General features: G+C 41.7%; 27 protein-coding genes. All 27 read left to right on the top strand.

Features of this window, described 5'->3' with window-relative positions; genetic code table 11:
* Positions 1-4: 4 nt before the first annotated feature.
* The 27 genes from ligA to GPK81_RS11835 all read left to right on the top strand — a co-directional run bounded on the left by ligA (position 5) and on the right by GPK81_RS11835 (position 21,472).
* On the top strand, positions 5-2,002 hold the full coding sequence (gene ligA / locus GPK81_RS11705) for an NAD-dependent DNA ligase LigA (protein ID WP_215707089.1): 1,998 nt from the start codon (positions 5-7) through the stop codon (positions 2,000-2,002).
* Between the two features lie 141 nt (positions 2,003-2,143).
* Complete coding sequence (locus tag GPK81_RS11710) at positions 2,144-2,362, top strand: hypothetical protein (protein WP_215707090.1); 219 nt, start codon at positions 2,144-2,146, stop codon at positions 2,360-2,362.
* A 12-nt stretch (positions 2,363-2,374) separates the two neighbouring features.
* Positions 2,375-2,794, top strand: coding sequence for a hypothetical protein (locus GPK81_RS11715; RefSeq protein WP_215707091.1), 420 nt, complete (start codon positions 2,375-2,377; stop codon positions 2,792-2,794).
* Between the two features lie 30 nt (positions 2,795-2,824).
* On the top strand, positions 2,825-3,553 hold the full coding sequence (locus tag GPK81_RS11720) for a hypothetical protein (RefSeq protein WP_215707092.1): 729 nt from the start codon (positions 2,825-2,827) through the stop codon (positions 3,551-3,553).
* A gap of 4 nt (positions 3,554-3,557) precedes the next feature.
* Positions 3,558-4,166, top strand: a complete 609-nt coding sequence (locus GPK81_RS11725) for a hypothetical protein (RefSeq protein ID WP_215707093.1) — start codon at positions 3,558-3,560, stop codon at positions 4,164-4,166.
* Positions 4,163-4,549: a hypothetical protein gene (locus tag GPK81_RS11730; RefSeq protein ID WP_215707094.1), complete on the top strand. Its 387-nt coding sequence runs from the start codon at positions 4,163-4,165 to the stop codon at positions 4,547-4,549. Before GPK81_RS11725 ends, GPK81_RS11730 begins: the two co-directional genes overlap by 4 nt.
* 25 nt (positions 4,550-4,574) lie before the next feature.
* On the top strand, positions 4,575-4,766 hold the full coding sequence (locus tag GPK81_RS11735; protein ID WP_215707095.1) for a hypothetical protein: 192 nt from the start codon (positions 4,575-4,577) through the stop codon (positions 4,764-4,766).
* 11 nt (positions 4,767-4,777) lie between these two features.
* On the top strand, positions 4,778-4,936 hold the full coding sequence (locus GPK81_RS11740; RefSeq protein ID WP_215707096.1) for a hypothetical protein: 159 nt from the start codon (positions 4,778-4,780) through the stop codon (positions 4,934-4,936).
* A 20-nt stretch (positions 4,937-4,956) separates the two neighbouring features.
* Entirely contained in the window at positions 4,957-5,850 is an 894-nt protein-coding gene (locus tag GPK81_RS11745) for a hypothetical protein (protein WP_215707097.1), read from the top strand.
* On the top strand, positions 5,847-6,191 hold the full coding sequence (locus GPK81_RS11750; RefSeq protein WP_215707098.1) for a hypothetical protein: 345 nt from the start codon (positions 5,847-5,849) through the stop codon (positions 6,189-6,191). The genes GPK81_RS11745 and GPK81_RS11750 overlap by 4 nt, the downstream gene beginning before the upstream one ends.
* 108 nt (positions 6,192-6,299) lie before the next feature.
* Positions 6,300-7,724: a DNA cytosine methyltransferase gene (locus tag GPK81_RS11755; protein WP_215707099.1), complete on the top strand. Its 1,425-nt coding sequence runs from the start codon at positions 6,300-6,302 to the stop codon at positions 7,722-7,724.
* Between the two features lie 141 nt (positions 7,725-7,865).
* Positions 7,866-9,071 carry a hypothetical protein gene (locus tag GPK81_RS11760; RefSeq protein WP_215707100.1) on the top strand — a complete coding sequence of 402 codons (1,206 nt, stop codon included), beginning with the start codon at positions 7,866-7,868 and terminating at the stop codon, positions 9,069-9,071.
* 227 nt (positions 9,072-9,298) lie between these two features.
* A complete protein-coding gene (locus GPK81_RS11765; RefSeq protein WP_215707101.1) occupies positions 9,299-9,526 on the top strand; it encodes a hypothetical protein in 228 nt (75 codons plus the stop codon).
* Positions 9,520-9,918 carry a hypothetical protein gene (locus tag GPK81_RS11770; RefSeq protein ID WP_215707102.1) on the top strand — a complete coding sequence of 133 codons (399 nt, stop codon included), beginning with the start codon at positions 9,520-9,522 and terminating at the stop codon, positions 9,916-9,918. Before GPK81_RS11765 ends, GPK81_RS11770 begins: the two co-directional genes overlap by 7 nt.
* Positions 9,919-10,142: 224 nt before the next feature.
* Positions 10,143-10,445: a hypothetical protein gene (locus GPK81_RS11775; RefSeq protein ID WP_215707103.1), complete on the top strand. Its 303-nt coding sequence runs from the start codon at positions 10,143-10,145 to the stop codon at positions 10,443-10,445.
* On the top strand, positions 10,423-10,953 hold the full coding sequence (locus tag GPK81_RS11780) for a hypothetical protein (protein WP_215707104.1): 531 nt from the start codon (positions 10,423-10,425) through the stop codon (positions 10,951-10,953). Before GPK81_RS11775 ends, GPK81_RS11780 begins: the two co-directional genes overlap by 23 nt.
* Positions 10,934-11,101, top strand: coding sequence for a hypothetical protein (locus GPK81_RS11785; RefSeq protein ID WP_215707105.1), 168 nt, complete (start codon positions 10,934-10,936; stop codon positions 11,099-11,101). Before GPK81_RS11780 ends, GPK81_RS11785 begins: the two co-directional genes overlap by 20 nt.
* Positions 11,102-11,200: 99 nt before the next feature.
* Positions 11,201-11,665 carry a DUF3592 domain-containing protein gene (locus GPK81_RS11790; RefSeq protein WP_215707106.1) on the top strand — a complete coding sequence of 155 codons (465 nt, stop codon included), beginning with the start codon at positions 11,201-11,203 and terminating at the stop codon, positions 11,663-11,665.
* A gap of 102 nt (positions 11,666-11,767) precedes the next feature.
* Positions 11,768-12,160: a DUF6465 family protein gene (locus GPK81_RS11795; protein ID WP_215707107.1), complete on the top strand. Its 393-nt coding sequence runs from the start codon at positions 11,768-11,770 to the stop codon at positions 12,158-12,160.
* 1 nt (position 12,161) lies between these two features.
* Entirely contained in the window at positions 12,162-12,398 is a 237-nt protein-coding gene (locus tag GPK81_RS11800; RefSeq protein ID WP_215707108.1) for a hypothetical protein, read from the top strand.
* 87 nt (positions 12,399-12,485) lie between these two features.
* Entirely contained in the window at positions 12,486-13,178 is a 693-nt protein-coding gene (locus GPK81_RS11805) for a hypothetical protein (protein WP_215707109.1), read from the top strand.
* Between the two features lie 103 nt (positions 13,179-13,281).
* Complete coding sequence (locus tag GPK81_RS11810; RefSeq protein ID WP_215707110.1) at positions 13,282-13,464, top strand: hypothetical protein; 183 nt, start codon at positions 13,282-13,284, stop codon at positions 13,462-13,464.
* A gap of 476 nt (positions 13,465-13,940) precedes the next feature.
* Complete coding sequence (locus tag GPK81_RS11815; protein WP_215707111.1) at positions 13,941-15,461, top strand: RRXRR domain-containing protein; 1,521 nt, start codon at positions 13,941-13,943, stop codon at positions 15,459-15,461.
* Positions 15,462-15,739: 278 nt separating this feature from the next.
* Complete coding sequence (locus GPK81_RS11820; protein ID WP_215707112.1) at positions 15,740-17,992, top strand: hypothetical protein; 2,253 nt, start codon at positions 15,740-15,742, stop codon at positions 17,990-17,992.
* A gap of 132 nt (positions 17,993-18,124) precedes the next feature.
* Positions 18,125-20,260: a protein translocase subunit SecD gene (gene secD / locus GPK81_RS11825; protein ID WP_215707113.1), complete on the top strand. Its 2,136-nt coding sequence runs from the start codon at positions 18,125-18,127 to the stop codon at positions 20,258-20,260.
* 103 nt (positions 20,261-20,363) lie between these two features.
* Positions 20,364-20,954 (top strand): HAD domain-containing protein, encoded by a 591-nt coding sequence (locus tag GPK81_RS11830; RefSeq protein WP_215707114.1) that lies wholly within the window; start codon positions 20,364-20,366, stop codon positions 20,952-20,954.
* Positions 20,945-21,472 carry a hypothetical protein gene (locus tag GPK81_RS11835; protein WP_215707115.1) on the top strand — a complete coding sequence of 176 codons (528 nt, stop codon included), beginning with the start codon at positions 20,945-20,947 and terminating at the stop codon, positions 21,470-21,472. The genes GPK81_RS11830 and GPK81_RS11835 overlap by 10 nt, the downstream gene beginning before the upstream one ends.
* Positions 21,473-21,575 lie beyond the last annotated feature (103 nt).

The raw sequence follows: 21,575 nt of genomic DNA on the forward strand, positions 1-21,575 counted from the left end.
TAATATGGCAAAGGAAAAAAATAATAAATTAAAAGAACTTACCCAGGAACTGCAGGAGGCATCAAAGGCATACTACACCGAAAACAGAGAACTTATGAGCAATAAGGAATATGACCAGAAGTATGATGAATTAGCTGCCTTGGAAAAAGAACTGGGTGTTTCACTTCCAGAAAGTCCAACACATACGGTAGGTTATAGGGTTGTTTCTCATCTGGAAAAAGTAGCCCATGAAGTACCGGCATTGTCCCTGGATAAGACAAAGGACAGACAGGCGTTAGTTTCCTGGTTAAATGGGCAGACAGCAGCTTTATCCTGGAAAATGGACGGGCTGACAGTTGTTGCCACTTATGAAAAAGGACTCTTGAAACAAGCTGTTACGAGAGGTAATGGTCTGGCAGGGGAAGACATTACACATAATGCCCCTTTTATCAAAGGACTTCCTTCTGTTATTCCAGAAGAGGGAAAAGTGGTTGTTCGGGGCGAGGCTGTTATCAGCTATAAAGATTTTGAAGAGATCAACAAGTCGCTTCCGGAAGCAGACGCTTACCAAAACCCCCGAAATCTTGCAAGTGGAAGCATCCGACAGTTTGATTCCAGAAAATGTGCCCAGAGAAGGGTTCATTTCACGGCTTTTACTTTCGTAAATGCATTGGATTACTGCAGCACCTATGTCGATTCCATCAGAATGCTGAAAAGCTGGGGCTTTGAGGCTGTCGAATACCAGATGGTGAATCCAGACACTGTTGTTGATGCAGTAGGGGAATTTGAAAAACTTATCGTAAATAATCCATATCCATCAGATGGCCTGGTTCTTACGCTAAATGACCTTGCATATGGTGAATCCCTTGGAATAACTGGAAAATTCCCACGCAATTCGATTGCTTTCAAATGGCAGGATGACACTGTGGAGACAACCCTGCGTGACGTAGAATGGTCTGCTTCCAGAACCGGACTCATTAATCCAGTTGCAGTTTTTGATACTGTCAGTTTGGAAGGAACGGATGTTTCCAGGGCAAGCCTACATAATATCAGTTATATACAAAATCTCAGGCTTGGAATCGGAGACCTTGTTACCGTCTACAAGGCAAACAAAATCATCCCGCAGATTGATGAGAACTTGACTGCAGGGGAGAATCCTCTTGTTCCGGTTCCTGCAACTTGTCCTGTGTGCGGCAGCCAGACAAAACGCCGGATTGGTGCGGATGGACATACAGAAGCCCTCTATTGTACCAATCCGTCCTGCGCGGCAAAACACATAGGAATGTTTGAGCGTCTCGTATGCAGGGACGGGCTTAACGTGGTTGGGCTATCTTCCTCAAAACTTGAACAGCTTATTGACCATGGTTTCATCAAAAAAAGAACAGATCTGTTCAATCTTGACCAGTACAAGAAAGAAATCTCTTCTCTTGATGGATGGGGTTTGAAGTCTGCTCAGAATCTTTTCGATTCTGTTTACAGTTCCAGAACAACTACTTTCAGACAGTTCTTTTACAGCCTGGGGATTCCGGGATGTGGACATGATGTGGCGAAGATTTTGGAAAAAGAGTTCCAGAAGAAGCCTGGCTATTGTAAGACGACACTTCTTGCCGAATTATTATCTTCAAAAGAAGCCGTACCTGTATTATCGGCTATGAATGGAATTGGAGAAGTAAGGGCAAAAGCAATAAAAGACTGGTATATTCAGAATGATACAGAATATAAACTTCTTATTTCCAGACTTTCTATCAGTAATGATATGGTTGTGGTTGTTCAAACTTCCGAAAAAACAGTTTCTTTGGAAGGATTAACTTTTGTTATTACCGGATCTGTTCATATCTTTAAAAGCAGAAATGCACTGAAAGAAAAAATTGAATCCATGGGCGGAAAAGCCAGTGGGTCCGTTTCTTCTAAAACATCTTACCTTATTTCAAATGAGCCGTCTACTTCCAGCAAATCTGTAAAAGCTTCAAAACTGGGAGTTCCTGTGATAACAGAAAAAGAATTTGTATCTAAATTCTGCTGATCTATATTTTGAGAGCCTTCGGGCTCTCTTTTTTTGTCATTTTTCCAGAAATACATATTAGAGATGAATCTAAAATTTGTGAAGGAAGGAGCAAAATTTAATATGGATTAGATTCAAAAATAAATCTATGGAGGAACTTATATGTTTAGAAAAAAAGTATACGCTTATGAGAACAGTGAGGGCGACAAAGGGATTATTATTGCCACTTCTTACAAAAAAGCGGAACGGATCTATCGGAAAGGATATCCAAAACGGAAAATCGTTAATCTTGATATAGCTGATTACGAGAATAACGGGGCATATCTTTTCGAGGTCAAAAATGTAAGAAATAATACATTGTACAATGCCTTTCCATGGTAGGAGGAAACCATAATGAGAAATGAGTATGCATGTGCAGGACAAATGGATATCTTTCAGTTGTTTGATACCGGTTTTGGAATGACAACGGAAGAAAAGATTATAAAGTATCTATTTGATACAAAAGAGGTATGTGAAGTCTATGGCTGGTTTCCTGATGTGAAAAAGGTATATCTGTCCGGAGGCGATTTTCTGAATGCTGTCAAGGATGTTTTTTCCTATTGTATCGGAAGCGACTGGTCCAATGTTATCTTCAGGAACCATACAGATTTGGATTTTTCCGAACTGGATCACCGTCGTGTTGGGGTGCATTATCAGGCTAATGGTATTGTGATTAACTATAATGGCAACTACCAGCAGAAAAAATTATGGAAATATATCCGTATGAATTTCACAGAAATTGCAGCAGAAATCGAAAAGAGGATTCTGCAGTAGGAGAATACAATGATCAAAGGAGAAAATATTATGAGAAGAATTTGTCCAAAATGCGGAAACAACACTTTTATAACTACAGCCCATGTTATGCAGGACTGGGAAGTTGATACAGAGGGAAATTATCTTGATACAGTTAATGGCTGTGTACAGGTAGACCAAGAACCGGATCGGGATAACAGTTGGTCCTGCAGCCGTTGTGGAACAGAAGCGATAAACGAAGAAGCCCTTACTTATGACCAGAATAAGTTTACAATTCACTGGGTGGATAATGATCCTGTCAGCCATGTAGAATATTGTGGACAGAATATCGGGAATGAAGGATATATCTCTGTATGCAGAGAAGAAAATACAATTCATATTGAGCTTTTCAATTCAAAGAAAGCACAGATTTCGAAGACCTCTTTATACAAAGAGATGTCCGGTACTGCAATGAATGAAATTCCTTTTGTTTTGGAAGCTTTGTTCGGAACATATGGAATTAAAGTGACTGCAACCTGTAATTATCTATACTGGTACGAGCTTGTAGCTCCTGACTGGAAAGAAAAAAGTCATTATATCCAGTACCATCCGGATGATAATAACATCTGGTCTTATATGCAGTCTCAGGGTCACTCTTGTAGTTGTGGAAGTAAATGTTTTCACTATGAAGAAAATAATGGACGCATAGAGGCTCACTGCAATGCCTGTAGGAAATTAATCGGCGAACCATTCACAGAAGACCGCTGCAAGATTATCCGTAGCGAAGGAATCTGGAGGTAATTATATGCTGTACCATGCAAGTTTATTTCCGGTGAAAGAATTCGTTCCCAGGATACCTCTTGTCCGGTGTGAAAACGAAGATGAGACTTTTCCTAGAATTTCTTTCAGTGAGGAAGACAAATTCCACGCAATATCTGCAATACCATCTGTTGGAGAGAATATAAGTATGATGTTAGAGCTTGGACTGTATCCAACATTGTATCTGTATACTTATCCAGAAGAAGCTTGCCAGGTTGTACATTCTATCTATGAAGAGGCAGACGGAATACGTCTGCTTCCTTCCGGGGATGTACAGCGTTATGTACCGGATGCCTATCTGACAAAAGAATGCTGGATGCTTGACAGCCCAGATCCGTCAAAGATTGAAATGCATTTATACGAAATCGAAGATATTTTGTATGATAAGATTGATAAACAGGAACAGCTTATTCATGTTTCCACGGTCCTGTTATCAGAATATCCGGAAGATAATTTTACAAAATTATTTTCTGCCTATGGTATCAGAAAATCACTTGATGATCCTAAATTTTCTGAATTTTACTATCCGGGAAACGAAAATGCTTTTTTGAGGAACTGCTTAAATATTATTACTGAGAAGGAGCTGAAAAAATGAGATATTACAGTACACAAAGACCTGTTACCCTTGGAAGCTATCCATGCAAGGATTCTGTTATCGAGATTCACAATTTCGATAACCGCACATTCTGCGAAGAAATCGGAGCAGAATCCTGGGGATATATTGAATATAATTGTGAGCTTTCAGAAAAAGAAGCTGCTGAATACGAACTGGTACCGGAAGGATTAAAAACATTCTGGGCAGTGACCACATCATTTTATGATGATGGAAGAGTGACAGCGTATGTCGCAGACAAAAAACAGGCAGCTGCCAAACCGGAAAATACTTCCAAAATCCTTCCTGGAAGAGATGTCTATACGGATTGGTTTGCAAGTTATAAAGAGGCGCGGGAATTTGTAAATGAAGCAATAAATTGCTAAAGAAAAAATAGGAGGAACTTATATTATGCCATTTGGAGCATTATTAGAACTTTACGATAACTGGAACGGAGAAACAAAAGTTAATGATGATAATTTGGAAATGATTACCAAAGGAAAAACGCTTGATATTTTCGAACAAAGAAAAGATCTTTTGGATAGAACTGTTGTAGCTTTTGGCTTTTATGACAACCTTTTTATCGTCCGACTTGCAGACTGAAAGGAAAACTTATGAAAAATATAGAAATTTGTATCAGAGACAAGACTAACCGTATTGTAGCATGGTCTGGTGGATATTCCGATCAGGAACTTGCTTCTTTGCTGGCACGCCATAAAGCAGATGGTTGGCATGTAAGCTATGCAGTATATACGCAAAAAGGATTGTGTTAATTCACTCAGGAGGAAAAATTATGTTTAAATTAAGAAGCTATATAAAAACTGGAACAGAAAAAGGAAATCTGGAGGAAGAACTGTTTTTCGGATCAGCAGAAGCAGCGCTGGAAGAATACCGGAAACTGTTCTGTGAAGAGTTGCATTCGCTGAATCCGACTTTATGGTCCGACTTTGGTGGACAATGGAAACGGTATAATGAGACAGATTTTGAAGCTCTCTTTACTGGAGGAAAGCGTGAAATTGATATCACGAAAGAATCCGTAAACTGCTGCAACGAAATTGTCGTGGACACAGAAAAAGGAGTTATTGAAACTTATTACGAACTATGGGCTGATGTGGACCGATACTTTGGAACTAATACCCGTGATAATGATTCCACATGGGTGAATTTTTACACCTACTGGCATCCAGATGGACACATCACAGCTTCTTATTATCTGGAGGCAGATGATACATCTGAAGAGTATGATTGGCCGCTGACAGAAGAAGAACAGCAATTCTTCCGTAAGAAAATGGAAGAGTACTGCCAGTTTATGGAACATAGTTCCCTGAAAGAGTTGTATGAAGAAGAACTGAAAGAGATTCAGATTTCTTCTGAACATCATATAACTGTAAACCGAAAGGATTATCTGTCCGGACCAATTTCACAGGAAGATATTCAGAAATTTTCAGATGAGAATCATTATATTGAGGGTGTAGTCAAGGTACATATCTCTGATATGATTGACAATAATCTGGAGGGCTTTCTGGATCTGATTTCAATTGGTTTGGTTGACAGTGACCTTCTGATGGATGTTAATTACAGTGTGATTGGACTTTGTGAAGATGAGCCAGATACATTATACCTCTTAGTGTCCGGCGATGCGTCTATGGTCCTGAATAGTTCGGATGATGAGGAGGCTGAAGTATGATTCGGCAGATTAAGTGGTACGGTGTTTCAGAACACTGGATGCCTTATTCAGATGAAAACCTGGCAGAAGTGGTAAAAGGATTTCTGAAAGAAATTCCTGAATCTGCCAAAATTCAGCTTTCCTACTGCTGGCAGACCGACTACGAGGTTGTTCTGTGGGTGATTGTTTCGAGAGACCATCCGGATTACCGTGTAGACAGAAACAAGATTGTCTGGGTCAACCAGTATCATTTTCTGCATGATACAGAAGATGAGATTCAAAAGGATTCTCACAGGATCAAACAAATGCTGAAAAAACAATTTCCAAAATTGAGAGTAACCAGCCGGTTAACCCTTAAGTAATCCATATTTTTTAAAGCCGGGAGCAGATCCCGGCTTTTTCATTTTCTCAATTTCTTAAATGACATATTAATACTGAAATTAATTTATGGAAAAATGGAGGAAATACACATGAAGCGATTACGCACATCAAAAAGAGGATTGACTTTTTCTATTATACCTGGGGAAACCTATTATCCTGGAAGCCATTTTACATACGAAGTCAGACCTACCTGCATTATCATACATCCATCAAAAGAAGGATCTACGGTATCAAGAAAAAAATCAGGCAGAACAGAGAAGGCCCTGTTTGACATCCGGAGCAAGGAAGTCCGGGAGGCGGTTTCCAGCAGCAGCTATCTGGAAATGGAAGTCAAGGAAGACCGGATCGTGGTCCGGTGTATCCGGCAGTTACGCAGCAAAATCGTATCTATCGAAAGGGTGCTAAAGGAATTTTCAGTTCCATCGGTTATGCTGAATATGGCAGCAGGTATGGAAGGCCAGATGACTATTTTAGATTATCTGGATTCCATGCATACGGACGGCACTTTTTCAGAAGTTTCGAAAACTGTCCGGCAGGATTTAAAACAGGTATTTACAGTCATGTCACTGTTTTCCGGTGCCGGCATGCTGGACTGGGCTTTTTATAAGGATCCTTCCTTCCAGATCCAATTTGCATGCGATTACAATGCGGATGCCTGCGATTCCTACCGGAAGAATATCGGTGACCATATAAAATGCGGGGATGTCCGCGAAATATCGGGAATTGGAAATCCATACAATCTGATTATCGGCGGTCCATCCTGCAAACCATTCTCTGCAAGTAACCGGAGAAAGATGCTGGCTGCACATGAAGACGTAGACCTGGTAAATGAATATATCCGGATTACAAAGGAAAACAGACCGGATATTTTTGTCATCGAAAATGTCCCTCAGTTTTTATCCAGTAATGACGGGGAATATCTTTCCCGGGTAATGAACCAGCTTGGCAGTGATTATGACATCTCTTCTGCTGTAGTATGTGACAGCAATGTAGGAGGATATACTTTACGGAAACGGGCAATCGTTATAGGCTCACGTATTGGAAAAATCACCCTTCCAAGTTTAAAGATCCATCCCGTAAAAACAGTGAAGGAGGCTCTGACAAAGGTAACAGAGAAGTGGTTTAATTATCACGATCTGACAAAGAACCGTTCAGATACGGTAAGAAAAATGGCACTTGTCAGACCTGGACATAACTTTAAGGACATCCCAGAATACAGGGATAACCCGCTTATGCATTCCGACCGTTATTACCGGCTGGATCCGGATAAACCTTCGCCTACTATTGTAAATTGGAGAAAGCTCCCGCTGATTCATCCGGAAGAAAACCGGACCTTAACGGTAGCGGAAGCATCTGCTTTAATGGGCTTTAATGAAGAATTTGCGTTCCTTGGCAACCTTGACAGCCGCCAGCAGCAGTGCGGGAATGGCTGTACGCTTGCTATTGGGACACTGATCTACAACACGGTCAAGCGTGCTCTGGAAAAATACTATAAGGAATTTGTATTTGCGTAACCGCAGAAAAAGCCGGAGAAATTCCGGCTAAAAAAGTTATTTAACCGCTGGGAAACCGGCGGTTTTTTGCTGTTTCCATGCAAAAATGACATATTAATTATATAAGGTGTAAAAACACAGATAACCCAAAGGAGGACTTTTATGAAAAGAAAATTAATTTCCTGCCTCATAGCAGTGCTCTGCTGCAGTACCGCAGTGCCTGTCATGGCAGTCCCAAACATGAAACTTTCTGTTACTCAGACAGAGACAGAAACGGAATCTGAGGCAGAATCAGAAACAGAAAAATCAGATCTCTCCGATGACCTCTACAGTTTTGAAGCAAAGATTGACGGAGAAAAATACACATTTCCTATGTCCTATGAAGATTTCACATCTCTTGGCTGGGAATACCAGGGAGACGAAACGGACAAGCTGGAGCCAAGCAATTATTCCCCGACAGCACAGTTCAAAAAAGGTAACCTGGTTATTTATGGGGAACTGGTAAATCTTGGAATTAATACCGTTCCTGTTACAGAATGCAGCATTGTAGGATTTTCTGTAGATTCTTATAAGATTGCAGAAGAACCGGATACTTCCATTGAACTTCCTGGAGGAATCAAATATGGAATATCTACCATTGATGATATCAAAGAGGCGTATGGAACCCCTACGGATACTTATGAGGGAGACCTCTACACAAAACTTACTTATGAGAAAGATTATTACCAGCAGGCAGACCTGTACGTAAGCAACGAGACTGGGATCCTGAATGAAATTGAATTGGAAAACATAATTTATGATGAGGATTCCAATGCCGCATCAGCAGCAGAAGTCAGCACAGACCCTACTGCAGAAGTTCTCGCTTACAAAACACCTGAAGAACTGGGGGATGACCTGGATTCTTCTATCGTAGAATATGCAGGAGACCTGTATCAGCTTCCGGCACCGGTGTCTGCATTCCTGAACAACGGCTGGAAACTGGATGAAGAAAAATCCGCATCTGTCATTGCAGGGAAGAGTTCCGACTGGCTGTATATGAGCAAAGACAACCAGAATTTCCATACCATGGCCCGCAATTACAGCCAAGATGCAGCATCTATTGAAAACTGTTTTGTAACAGAGGTGGAAGGCTATATCTACGACACGAACCTTCCAATTACCATCCAGAAAGGCATAACCATTGGAATGACAGAAAAAGAAGTAAAAGATGCTTTGAACGGCATTGATTACGAACTGGATGACAGCACAGACGGATACCATTATTACAACGTGAAAAAAGGCGATCTCGACGGAGTGGAAATCATGGTTGACACAGAAGAAGATGAAGTACAGAAAATTAATGTATCCTACCGCCCGGATTCTCTTTAACTTTTTGGAGCAGCTTAATTAGCTGCTCCTTTTTGGCCAAAAGCAGCATTTTTTCTTATAAAAATCGTTTTTCTGTCCACAAATCCTACATATTAAAAATAAAGAAATTCAGAAAGGGCGTGACAGAAATGACATATTATAAATGAATCATAAATATTGCAGAAAGGAGTACTTATCATGAGGTACGAAAAAAACAAAACCAATTATTATTACAGGAGGAAACGATTATGTTAGATGCGAAAAATTGTACAGAAGAAGCTTATAAATACGCAATGAATAAATCAGAGGCAGATGTGACAACCATTCCGACCAATATCCTTTACATCCTTTACACGAAATATAAATCGGATGCAGTGAAGTTAAGAAGGACAGACCGGTGTCTTGCAGCGGATGCTAAGAAGAAAAAAACGGTTTATTGGAATGAATTGGCCAGGAGGAAAACAGAGGCATGGTAGGAGACATTCTGGAATTTGATGACGAATTAACCATCCATTTATCATTTAGATCCAGATTATACGGCAACCCAGAATATCATTACATACAACTGATTATGGCTGACGGAAAAAAGAAAAAACTTTATCCAGAAGTACATCTGCCTATGAGCATGGATTGTGAAAAACTTTCTGATATGGAAACAGAAGCATATGAATATACTGCTACGTTCCATCCCAGAAATATTTTGTTAATCAATGAATACGGCGGATGCAGCCAGTTTATTAATCAGATCCAAATGATTGAAGATTTCTATATTACGGAATCTGAAACGGAAAAAGAGTACGACGATGCTGATTTCGTTGGAATCAAATTTGAATATGGTGGAAAGGCAGCAGGAGGCATCTTTGCATAACAGGAAAAATGTATCTCATCCCAAAGAGCTATACTATGGTATGGCTCTTTTTTTGCTATTTACCGAAAAAAATGACATATTATAATTGACGAAGTTTTTCGTCTTCCATTTTTCTTTTTTATTTCTTTCGTACCGCCGGTTTGCCTCCGGCGGTTTTTTCGTGCATTCTTTTTCAAAAGACATATTAATAATGAAGAAAAACTTTTGATGAAGGGAGAAGAAAAATGGAAACAATTCTTTCAATCTGGAACTACTTATCAATACATCTGTACCAGCCTGTTATAAAAGGCCTGACTGCTTTATGGTATCACGTACTTGTCCCTTTTGGAACAGCATTTAAAGACTGGATACAGGGATATCTGCCATGGTGTACATCCTTTGCAGATTTCTGTACTTCATTATTTAAACTGAAGTACCAGGGCAGAATATATTCTTTTATGCTTCTGCTCCCGATTGCTGTTATTGTATTTGTTATTACCAGGTTTACCAGGAGGAGGATAAGACATGCTCGAAGAATTAAAAGATAAAATGGATCTGCTTTATTACGATCACGATAACAAACAGCTTCAAAAAGAAATTATGGGGCTTGCACTGACGGAGCTGTCCCATATCTGTATATCCGGACTTCAGGTATACGAAGATAATAAAGACTACATTAATAACATGATAGGACAGGATCTGGTCAACTCTGATACCTGCAGGCATATCCGTGAATTCCTCATCGAGGAAAATGACATGGACAGGTTTGAAAAGTATATCTGGCACAAACGCGAATCTGTGGAACGTGTTTATTCCAGGTATTTTCAGAGTTTTACTTCTATTCAGGAAGACGGGCAGATTTATAATTCTATATTGGACATGTACTGGAACCAGGATGCAGGCGTCTGGCAGAGTGATGGCAGTGACGGATGGGTCCGTTTCACCATGATGATGCCATACCAGGATGCAGCCCAGGACGCATCTGTCTTTACACAGAGCGAAACCAAAGTTTTTATGGTAGAAAGGGAAAATGGATATGAAAAGGCTTACGTCTAAGGAAATGCAGAAACTGGAACGGCAGATGGGGATCAGCAAGGCGGTACACGACCGACCGCCCGTTGGACGCCCATGTGTTTTCTATGGGAAAACCAATAAGCAGTCCAGAAGAGAAGGACGCATGATTGCAAAATATTATAATGACTGATGTTTCCAGGATACCTGTCTGCTTTGCAGATGGGTATTTTTTATTGCAAAAAAAGAAAAAATATGACATATTAAAAAGAAAGAGGAGGTGCGTGCCGTAATGCAGATTCATACAGAGAACACATGGATAGTCCTTTTAATTGCAGCATCGTTTGAGTTTCTTGGCATTATATTTTTCCTTGTCGGTCTGGCCCTATATTTTTCGAATAAGAAAATAAGCCGAACATGCACGCAAAAAGTTTCGGGAACAGTTGCTGATGTTTTACATGAAGCTGTTTCAAGTGATACCAGTTCGTTTAGTGACATCAGAACTTATTCATACTTTCCAGTATACGAATACAGTTTTTCAGGAAAAACTTTTCGGAAGAGAAGTTTTATTGGTACCGCAAAACCGGAAGTGCAGAAAGGTGACATTGTTGTTATCATAGTTAATCCTGACAATCCTAATGATTTTTACTGCCCAGCGGAAAAAAGAATGTTCCAAAACCTGTTCCTTGGAATCGGAATTGGACTTCTTTTACTTGCTGCAGCTGTTGCCGCCATTCTTTTTTGCATATCAGAATAGCTATCTGGACGCAAAATTTCTCTGTTTTTCCAGATTGCAACCTGACCGAACAGGTGTTATAGTATTTTACAGACAATGTGTTAATTTAGAGGAGAACAGATTATGAGAAAAAGAAGAACAACTGTCAACAGCAGTACAGTAAAAGAAACTATCCAGAAAGCAGCAGAAAAAGGAACCAGTGATTTAAAGGAATTCATGAACCAGCCTGTAGTAAAAGAGGCTGCTGAAAAGGTAACTGAAGTTGTAGACAAAGCAGAGACTGTTGTAAAAGAAGTTGCTAAAACAGCTTCTACCAGAATCGGTGCCATCCATCTGGAAATTTTTGAGACAAACGTATCCATGGATGACGTGAAAAAAGCAGTTAAAAAAGATGCTGCTGACAAGGGTCTGACAGGAAGCATTGAGATTTATCTGAATGCAGAAGAACGTGCTGCATATTATACAGTTGACGGAAAAGGCTCTGCTGAATACCGAATTGACCTGAAAACTCTGTAATATGAAAGCAGGAGATATCGCCTACCTGGTGGAATCGAATCATTATGTTCGGGAAGTACAAGTTGTCCGCTGTTCCGGAGGACTGTTTCTCGTCCGTTTTACAGATAACGGGGGTGGAATCCAGGTGAGGGAAAACCGTTTGTTTGCCTCGAAAGAGCTTGCCGAAAAGAGCATACGCAGGGCAACTGTTACGGAAAAGAAAAAAATCACACGAAGTCCTTACGAATATTGGCATTAATTAGATGAAAAGAGCTGGGAAACCGGCTCTTTTTTGCTGTATGGAAGGAAAAAATACATATTAAAAAGAAAAATGAGGTATTTTGATATGTATATAAGAAAAAACATCCTGTTTTTCGTTCTTGCCTTTTCATTAGTGATGGCTTCAGCAACCGCATCTGCCGAAGAAGAAAATACGGAAACGCAGTCTATTACAAAAATAAAGGAAACCGAAGAAGCCGAAATCTCCACACTTTTTTCTGACAGTCCCGAAGAACAAGAGCCTGAAGTTATTGAACCAGTAAAAGAACAACCCATACAGACCGAGACAGACACTCCTGTGCCTGAAACCATTAAAGAAAAATCTCAAACTCCGGATACTCAGACAGAAGCAGAAAAAAAAGAGTTAAAAGAAACCTCAGCTCCAATCACAATAGATAACTGGGAATGGAATGACCAGGATAATGTAGTAAAGGATAATATAATTGATATTAGCTGTAATAATACTGGTTACATACTGACTTACCAGAATTTTTCTAACTGTCTTCCAGGCAGTATTACGTCTGAAGAAACTGGGGATATCGAAATCCAGAAATGGACCTGTGAGGAATCTGAGCTGGATCCTGGGACGGAACTGTTATCCCTTCACAAAGACAGTATTCATCTGCTGGCAGTTTTAGCAGATTCTTATATTGCGGATCCGGAACCTCTCCTCACCATCCGGTTCCTGAAGCTGATTCCTGCAGGGAAATTTACGGGAAACGAAAAAGGAATATGGAAATGGGTTGTCCGAAACAAATAACTGAAATTTAAGGCCGGATTGGATCCGGTCTTTTTTCTTATAAGAAGCATCTAGAATCGAAAAAATCCTACATATTAGAAGAAAAAGAAAAAAGGAGCTTGCCATGAGTAAGAGAACCAAAAAGAAAACGATTATCCAGAAATTTCAGGATATGCTGAAAAACGGATATTCTACCCAAAAAGTAATTCAGTTCCTTTCTTGCGAAAATGCCGCACTGATTGCCAAAACTGGAATAGATTATGTTTTTTTCCGCAGAAGAAAGAGAAGAACTTTACGATTTTTATAACTTTTTCATGGAAAAATATGGTGAAAAAACTTACCGCGCAAGAATGCAGAACTGTGGACAGGAACCTTATATTTTTCGTTTAACAGAGTATTTATATGACACAGACAGAGAAAATACTTTAATGCAATGTCTTCAGACGGCTTCAGAAAACGTAATTCAGGAAGCACAGGTATTAAAAGAAAAACTGCTTTCCATAAAAAGAAAGAAACATTTGTCCTGTGTCAAGAACCCATGACTAAAGTCACGGGCTTGCGTCTCACAAGCCGTGGTTTTACGAAATGAGTGATTGAGCAGAAGCACGATGCCTGCGTTCCCTTTGGGATGGCACTCCGGGATTTTTCCAGTCCCGTGACCCTGCAGAGCAGGTACCAAGCTTAGGAAGACCGTTTTACCGCCATGCACAGGCTTACCACCGGGGCAGGGATACCGTTTATCCCTGCGGTACTGCATGGCACATTTACGAAAGGAGGCACCTGATGCCGTATATCTATGTTCTGGGCATGGACGGGAAACCGCAGATGCCTACTACAAGAAGGAGACATGTACAGAGACTTCTGGATACTGGCAGGGCACGCATCGCCAGCCATGTCCCTTTTACCATACAGTTACTTTATAAAAACGATCCTGTCCTCCAGCCGGTGACACTGGCAGAGGACCCGGGACGCACTAATATCGGGATTGCAGCCCTTTCCCTGGAAGGGGATCTTCTGTTCTCTGCGAAAGTGGAGACACGCAACAGGGAGATCGCAAAACTCATGGATAAGAGAAGGCAGAGCCGCAGGGCTTCCAGGAACGGGGAGCGAAAAGCGCGCCAGAGGCTTGCAAGGAAGTTCGGTACCATGCTGAAGGCAGGGATGCTGATGAGGAAGCTCCCGCAGTATGCTGCGGATAAGTTCATCACCTGCCATATCATCCGGAACACCCAGGCAAGGTTCTCCAACAGGAGACGCCCGGACGGATGGCTGACCCCTTCCGCACGCCACCTGGTGCAGACCCATGACAACCTGGTGCATCTGATGCAGAAATACCTTCCGGTCACAGATATCGGGCTGGAGGTAAACCGGTTCGCTTTCATGCAGCTGGAAGACCCTTCCATATCCGGGGTGGACTTCCAGAACGGGCCGCTGAAAGGCTTTGATAACCTGCATGAGGCAGTCCGGGACCTGCAGGACGGGAAGTGCCTGCTCTGTAAAAACGAAATCCAGGATTTCCACCATATCGTGCCAAGATCCAGACGTGGTTCCAATACCATAGGGAACATCGCAGGGCTGTGCCGGAACTGCCATGAAAAGGTACATAAGGACGAGAAAGCAGAAAAGAGGCTTAAGGATAAGAAGAAAGGCCTTGATAAGAAATATGGGGCCTTGAGCATCCTGAACCAGGCCATCCCGTTCATCTGTAAGGAACTGAAAACAGAGTTCGGGAAGGAACACGTCCATTACTGCACCGGCAGGGATACCGCGCGTGTGAGACGCGCCCTCGGATACCATAAAACAAAAGAGGAGCAATACCATGAAGTGGATGCCTGGTGCATCGGGGCACTGTCTCTGGACAGCATCCCGGGAAAAGCACCAGACTTCACAAAAGTACATACCATCATACAGTTCCGCCGGCAGGACCGTGCGCTTATCCAGGCACAGACATACCGTACTTACAAACTGGATGGGGAGACTGTTGCATGGAACCGCAAAAAACGTATGGACCAGAAGAACGATTCCCTGGAAGACTGGTACTTCAAACAGGTACGGCTCCACGGGCAGAAGGAAGCGGACCGGATGCGCAGCCGTCTGAAGGTAAAGATAAGCCAGCGGAGGTATAACGATCTGGAAAGGATGCTTCCGGGAGCGGTATTCCTGTATAAGGGGGAACGTCATGTAATGAGCGGTACCCTAACAGGAGGGAAATACCTGAGAGCTGTCGGGGATAACAAAACAAACTATCCTGTAAAAGAATGCAGGATCGTAAAAAAAAACCAGGGATTGGTGTTTATAAATTAACAGTTATCCTAAAAAAGGGCGGCTTTATCTCACGACTAAAATCACGAGCATTAGCCGCATCTTAAAAAGAAAACTTGTAAAAAGCGATGAAAAAGGACATTGGATTCCTATCTCGAAAAAGGTAATGGAAGAGTGTCATTGTACAGCACCGGACGGAAGTACCTTAGAACCGGAAGAAAATCTGATATACACCGAAATTTCCAAATGGTAACTGACAAATGGACTTTGAATACCTGTTATTAATTTCTACTGTTGTAGATACAAAAGGAGAGATATACATGATCGGGAAAGCACATCTTTTATGGGACAAATATATAGATTTTGTAAATAAGGAAAATGAATGCTCTGATAACAGACAGCCGGGATGGTATGTTTCCGTAAGGAACAGTCTTCCAAATGAAATCGAACATACGATTTGGAAAAATTATAAAAAAACAGGAGAAGGATCCATTTATCCGTTGTGCAGGATCCAGGATGACCTGGTGGAAGAAGTAAAAGAACATCAGGAATATCTGGAAACTATGGGACTGGAGTGGAATCTGCTTTACCATGAAGACGGGGCTGCCCTGATCCAGTCCGGAGAACTTACGGTCGGCGTACCGGAACATGTGGTAATCTGCCAGGAGTATAAGAATCTGGACCATTACACCATTGCCCAGCTGAAAGGCACTGCAAAATCAGAATTTTCCCTTATGAAACAGGATGATTTAAGTAGAAGCGACCTGAAAGGAAAAATGCAGCAGAAGCAGGAAGAAATCAGGGAGAAAGAAGAAGCATTAAAAAAAATCCAGGAAGAAAAGAATGCGGAACTGGAAAGAATCCGGATGGAACTGGAAGAAAAATACGCAGCCCAGATGCAGCTTATAGAAGAGAAAAAAGCAGAAGTGGAACGCCAGAAAACACAGCTGGAGCAGCAGATGTTCCTGCTTGACACAGAATTATACAGTATCCGGTGTTTTATGGGAGAGACCGTAGATTTTGTGGCCCTGCTGACTGGAGAATACAGCAGCATGAAAGAACCGCTTGTATTTTTTCAAAAAGTCCGCTATCTTGACGAAGAACTTGGGAAATGGCTCTCCATTTATGGTGTGGATGGAAATGACACAGCTTGCTTCGAAGAAGTTTTAAAACAGCGCAGTGACCTGCGGGAACTGTTTGCACCCGGTCCTAAATCTATTTCTATTGTAAAAATCAGCAAAAACGGGACTTCCTATGGTGCTAATGAATGGGTATCCAATACGCTGGATATTTACCAAAAATACCATGGACAGCAGATCGGAATCCTGGTACGTGACGGGGAGAATCTATGGATTGGCTGGACAGATGAAGACCGGATTCAGATCCAGGATGGAAATGCGTTTTTTAAACCGGAAACAAAGGAGGAAACCGTAGATGAAGCGCTCCGTAGAGTCGATACAAAGGAAGAAAAAGCTTCCCGTTATTTCGTTTTTTCTATCCTGCAGGGGCTGATCCAGAATGGACGGCTTTTCAAGCTCCCGGAAAACGTGAATATCCTAAAACCCAATCCGTATATTATCCTTTCCATGGCTGACGGGTGGCTGGAGGACAACCGCTATGGAACATTCGCAGATATCGTAGCCAGGACGGATGCGCCCCTTGCGGAAGGGGATATGATCCTTACCACCATCCTCATTACAAGGGATGATACGGGGCTTGGAAATATCTGGAATAACGGAAGGACTACCAGGTACGATGCCTGGAACAACAACCGTGGGCGTGGGGAACGCAACCGCACACACGATGCACGCATCCCGAACCGGGCAGTCATGCCGGTAAATGTGATTGATCTGGAAGAGACCTACGATGTCCATTTAAAGAAATACCGGCTGGAAGTCGAGGAAGTCCCAGTCAAAAGCATAAAAACGGGAAGCTCTACAATAACACAGTTCCGCAATGAAACTAGGAAAACGGACGAGTACATAGGGGAAGAAGTACACCATCTGGAAGTGAAAAATCACAAGCTTTATGGCAGGGTACCGGTAAAAGGCATGGATCCGGAAGAAATCCTGCGGACAGCTGCCACATATGGCTATATCCGTCCGGATGCCGAACTTATTTTAATTGATAGACAGAAATCTTATTATACCGTATATGACCATACGGAATATGCCGGTGTCGAGAAAACCTGCTATGTATCAGCAAAGAAATCAGAAAGCTATTTTGGAAAAGTTTCTTATGCGAATATGGAAATACGCCCAAACGAGTACCTGAACCTTACTTACCTGAACTCTATATATCTGATTTATGCCATCCAGAACCGTAAAATCGGGGGATGGAAACGCGGGAACATGACAGTGGATTATGCTGACAGTCTTCCATACCTGCATACTGCGCTGGAATACATCCGGGAAAGAGAAAAAGAAGAAGCCGGGATGCTCGAAAAGTATATGGAATTGTATGACGGCTGGCAGGTGGATGTATCAGAATGGCGTCTGAAATACAATTTCCATAGGCTGACCGATGCAAGGGCGAAAAAATTCGCAAAAGGAAAAAATAAAACCGGGGTGTAGTACCCCGGATAATAAAGAAAGGAGAAAATCTATGATAAAAAGCTGTCTGCTTGTTTCTGATATCTAATATAGTGGAGATATATGTTTGTTTTGTGATGAAAAAATGATAAATTTGTAAAGGAGAGAATAAAAATGAGTAAAAAGAAATCTATCCTCGTACTACTGGGAACATTCTTGCTCCTGGTATTACTAGGCTTTACGACCTTGGTCGGCTTTGGTCCAACTGGTACCGGAGCTGCCAGAAATATCATTACCGGGCTGGATCTGTCCGGTGGTGTCAGCATTACATATCGTGCCATTAGTGATGGAACGCCTTCATCCGAAGATATGAAGGATACGATCTACAAGCTGCAGCAGCGTGTTGCCGGATACAGCACAGAGGCACAGGTTTATCAGGAAGGCGATGACCGTATTAATATCGAAATTCCTGGTGTAACGAATGCGAACAAAATCCTGGAAGAACTTGGTAAACCTGGATCTTTGTCCTTCCAGGCAGAAGATGGAACCACAGTTCTGGAAGGTACCGATGTGCAGACAGCACAGGCAGCAACATCCGCAGACAGCCTTGGCAATTCCCAGAATGTGGTGGAACTGCTGCTGACAGATGAGGGAGCAAAGAAGTTTGCAGATGCAACAGAAGAGAATATTGGGAAACGCATCTATATCATATATGATGACCAAGTGATCAGTGCCCCAACCGTAAATTCCCATATTACAGGCGGAACCGCACAGATTACCGGTATGTCTAGCCGTGAGGAAGCAGAAAACCTGGCATCTTCCATCCGTATTGGTTCCCTTTCACTGGAACTGGAAGAACTCCGTTCTAACGTAGTAGGCGCGCAGCTTGGATCTGCTGCTATCAGCACCAGTGTAAAAGCGGGCATCGTTGGCCTGATCCTTGTTATGACCTTCATGTGTATTGTATATCTGGCACCTGGTATCGTCGCCAGTATTTCCCTCCTGATTTATACAGGACTGATCCTTGTATGCTTAAATGCCTTTGACCTTACGCTGACACTGTCTGGCATTGCAGGTATCATCCTTTCCATTGGTATGGCGGTAGATGCCAATGTCATTATTTATGCACGTATCAGGGAAGAAATTGTTGCCGGAAAATCCGTCCAGTCTGCAATCAAAATTGGTTTCCAGAAAGCATTATCCGCAATCCTGGATGGCAATATTACCACACTGATTGCAGCAGCTATCCTGGCATACAAGGGAACAGGAAGCGTACAGGGATTCGCGCAGACACTTGCACTCGGTATCGTATTATCTATGTTCACAGCACTGGTAGTATCCAGACTGATTATGAATGCAGTTTATACACTTGGTGTAAAAGACGCGAAATTCTATGGAACAGCAAAAGAAAGAAAAGCAATTGATTTTGTCGGCAAAAGAAAGTTCTTCTTTATTCTGTCTATTATCATTATTCTTATTGGACCGGCAGGCATGCTGATGCATGAGAAGAGTGAAGGAAAGATTCTGAACTACAGTCTGGAATTCATGGGTGGCACATCCATAACGGTTACATTCAACGAAGATTATTCGATTGAAGAACTGGATGAAAAAGTATCTCCTGTTGTACAGGAAGTAACAGGTGATGCCAATATTCAAATGCAGAAAGTCACCGGAAGCAACCAGGTCATCATTAAGACAAGGGAGTTATCAGTAAACGAAAGACAGGAACTGGAACAGAAGCTGGTTGACGAATTTAAAGCAGACGCTTCCACAATTTCCGAAGAGAGCATTTCCTCTGTAGTAAGTGCAGAGATGAAATCTGATGCAATCGTTGCAGTTATCCTCGCTACAATCTGTATGCTGCTGTACATCTGGTTCCGTTTCAAAGATGTATGTTTTGCAACCAGTGCAGTTATCGCATTGGTACACGACGTACTGGTTGTATTGATGTGCTACGTAGTGCTGTGGATCAGCGTAGGAAATACCTTCATTGCCTGCATGCTGACGCTGGTAGGTTACTCTATCAACGCAACGATTGTTATCTTTGACCGTATCAGGGAAAACCTGAAGCTGATGAAAGGCGCAGACTGCAAGGATATCGTAAATGCCAGCATCACACAGACACTGACCAGAAGTATTTATACTTCTTTTACAACGTTTATTATGATTGCAGTATTATATGTCATGGGAGTCAGCTCTATCCGTGAATTTGCACTTCCTTTGATGGTGGGCGTGCTCTGCGGCGGTTATTCCTCCGTATGCATTACTGGTCCGTTATGGTATGTCATGCAGAAACAAAAACAGAACTGAAAATGATTAATCCAGGAAACCCACAATCGTGTTAATATAGGAACGTGGGTTTCCATTTGCGTGCAAAACACTTCTTATAAACAAAAACAGGTAGGAACAGGATATGAAAGCAATCTTTTTGGATGTTGATGGTGTATTAACCAATTCCGGATACAGAAATCCGGAAACTAAAAATATTGATCCGGAAAAAATAGAATTAATCAACGAAATCGTAAAACAGACAGAAGCTGTTATTGTACTGACGTCAACCTGGAAAGACGGGTACAACAAGGACACTGGGGAAAAAGACGACTATTATAAAGTTTTGGAGCATCTTATGTTAGAGCATGGCTTGCAAATCTATGATATTACTGATAAGATTCCTGCACAGACAAGAGAAAGTATGTATGTTTCCATTTCCCTAAATGATTTGGAATTCGTACACTGTGTACATGGTACGGGACGAGGTGCGGAAGTAGATAAGTGGATTAACGATCATCATCCAGACAGTTATGTTATTCTTGATGACGAAGATCATGGCTGGAAAGAATATGGATATGAAGATGCATGGGTTCAAACCAGTTGGTATGACCCTAATGGTGGCTTGGGAAAAAAAGATGTAAAGAAGGCAATCGTAATTCTAAACCAAAATGAAAATCAGAAGAATTCTGCAAACGGAATTAACTCTGAAACGGAGGACAATAGATGCAGGTAACAGAAAATGAAATTATGAATCTGATACAGGAAAGAGGCTTGCTGCGTTTTTCTACCCTGATGCTGAAATTCCATATTTCCAGTATGCAAGCAATTCAAATTGTAGAAGAATATAAAAAACGGGGAATCATTGATGAAAAATGCAGGGCAACGTCCGGTGTAAAAGTATCTTGGAAAAATCCATATGCAGGAGAAGCAGCTGATGCAAACGAAAAAAATACTGCCGAACTGGATCCAGAGTCGGAGAAAGTTCCTGTAGAAGCGATTCCAAAAAGGAAAAACAAAGTAGCCGTACCGAAAGAATTAGAACCTGCCTCGGAAACGAAAGCAGTTAAGAAACATGCTTCCAGGAAGAAACCAGAAAAGCAGCAGGAAGAAACAAAACCTGTAAAGGAACCAGTGCAAATGTCCTTTCTGGAGGAGACTATTGAAAAACCAAAACGGAAAGCAACAAGGAAAAGTCCGGAAGGAAACAGCCGAAAAAAGAAGGATATGGACGGGCAGATGAGCCTGTTTTGAGGCATATTATGAATGCGGTGGCTATGGTGATGACTACAGCGTTGATGAAAATGGAAAGCTTGTATGTAACTGTTTTACGTATCCGTATGGTGGGTATGAAGAA

Source organism: Blautia sp. MCC283 (assembly GCF_018785565.1).
In the GTDB taxonomy this organism is placed as follows: Bacteria; Bacillota; Clostridia; order Lachnospirales; family Lachnospiraceae; genus Blautia_A.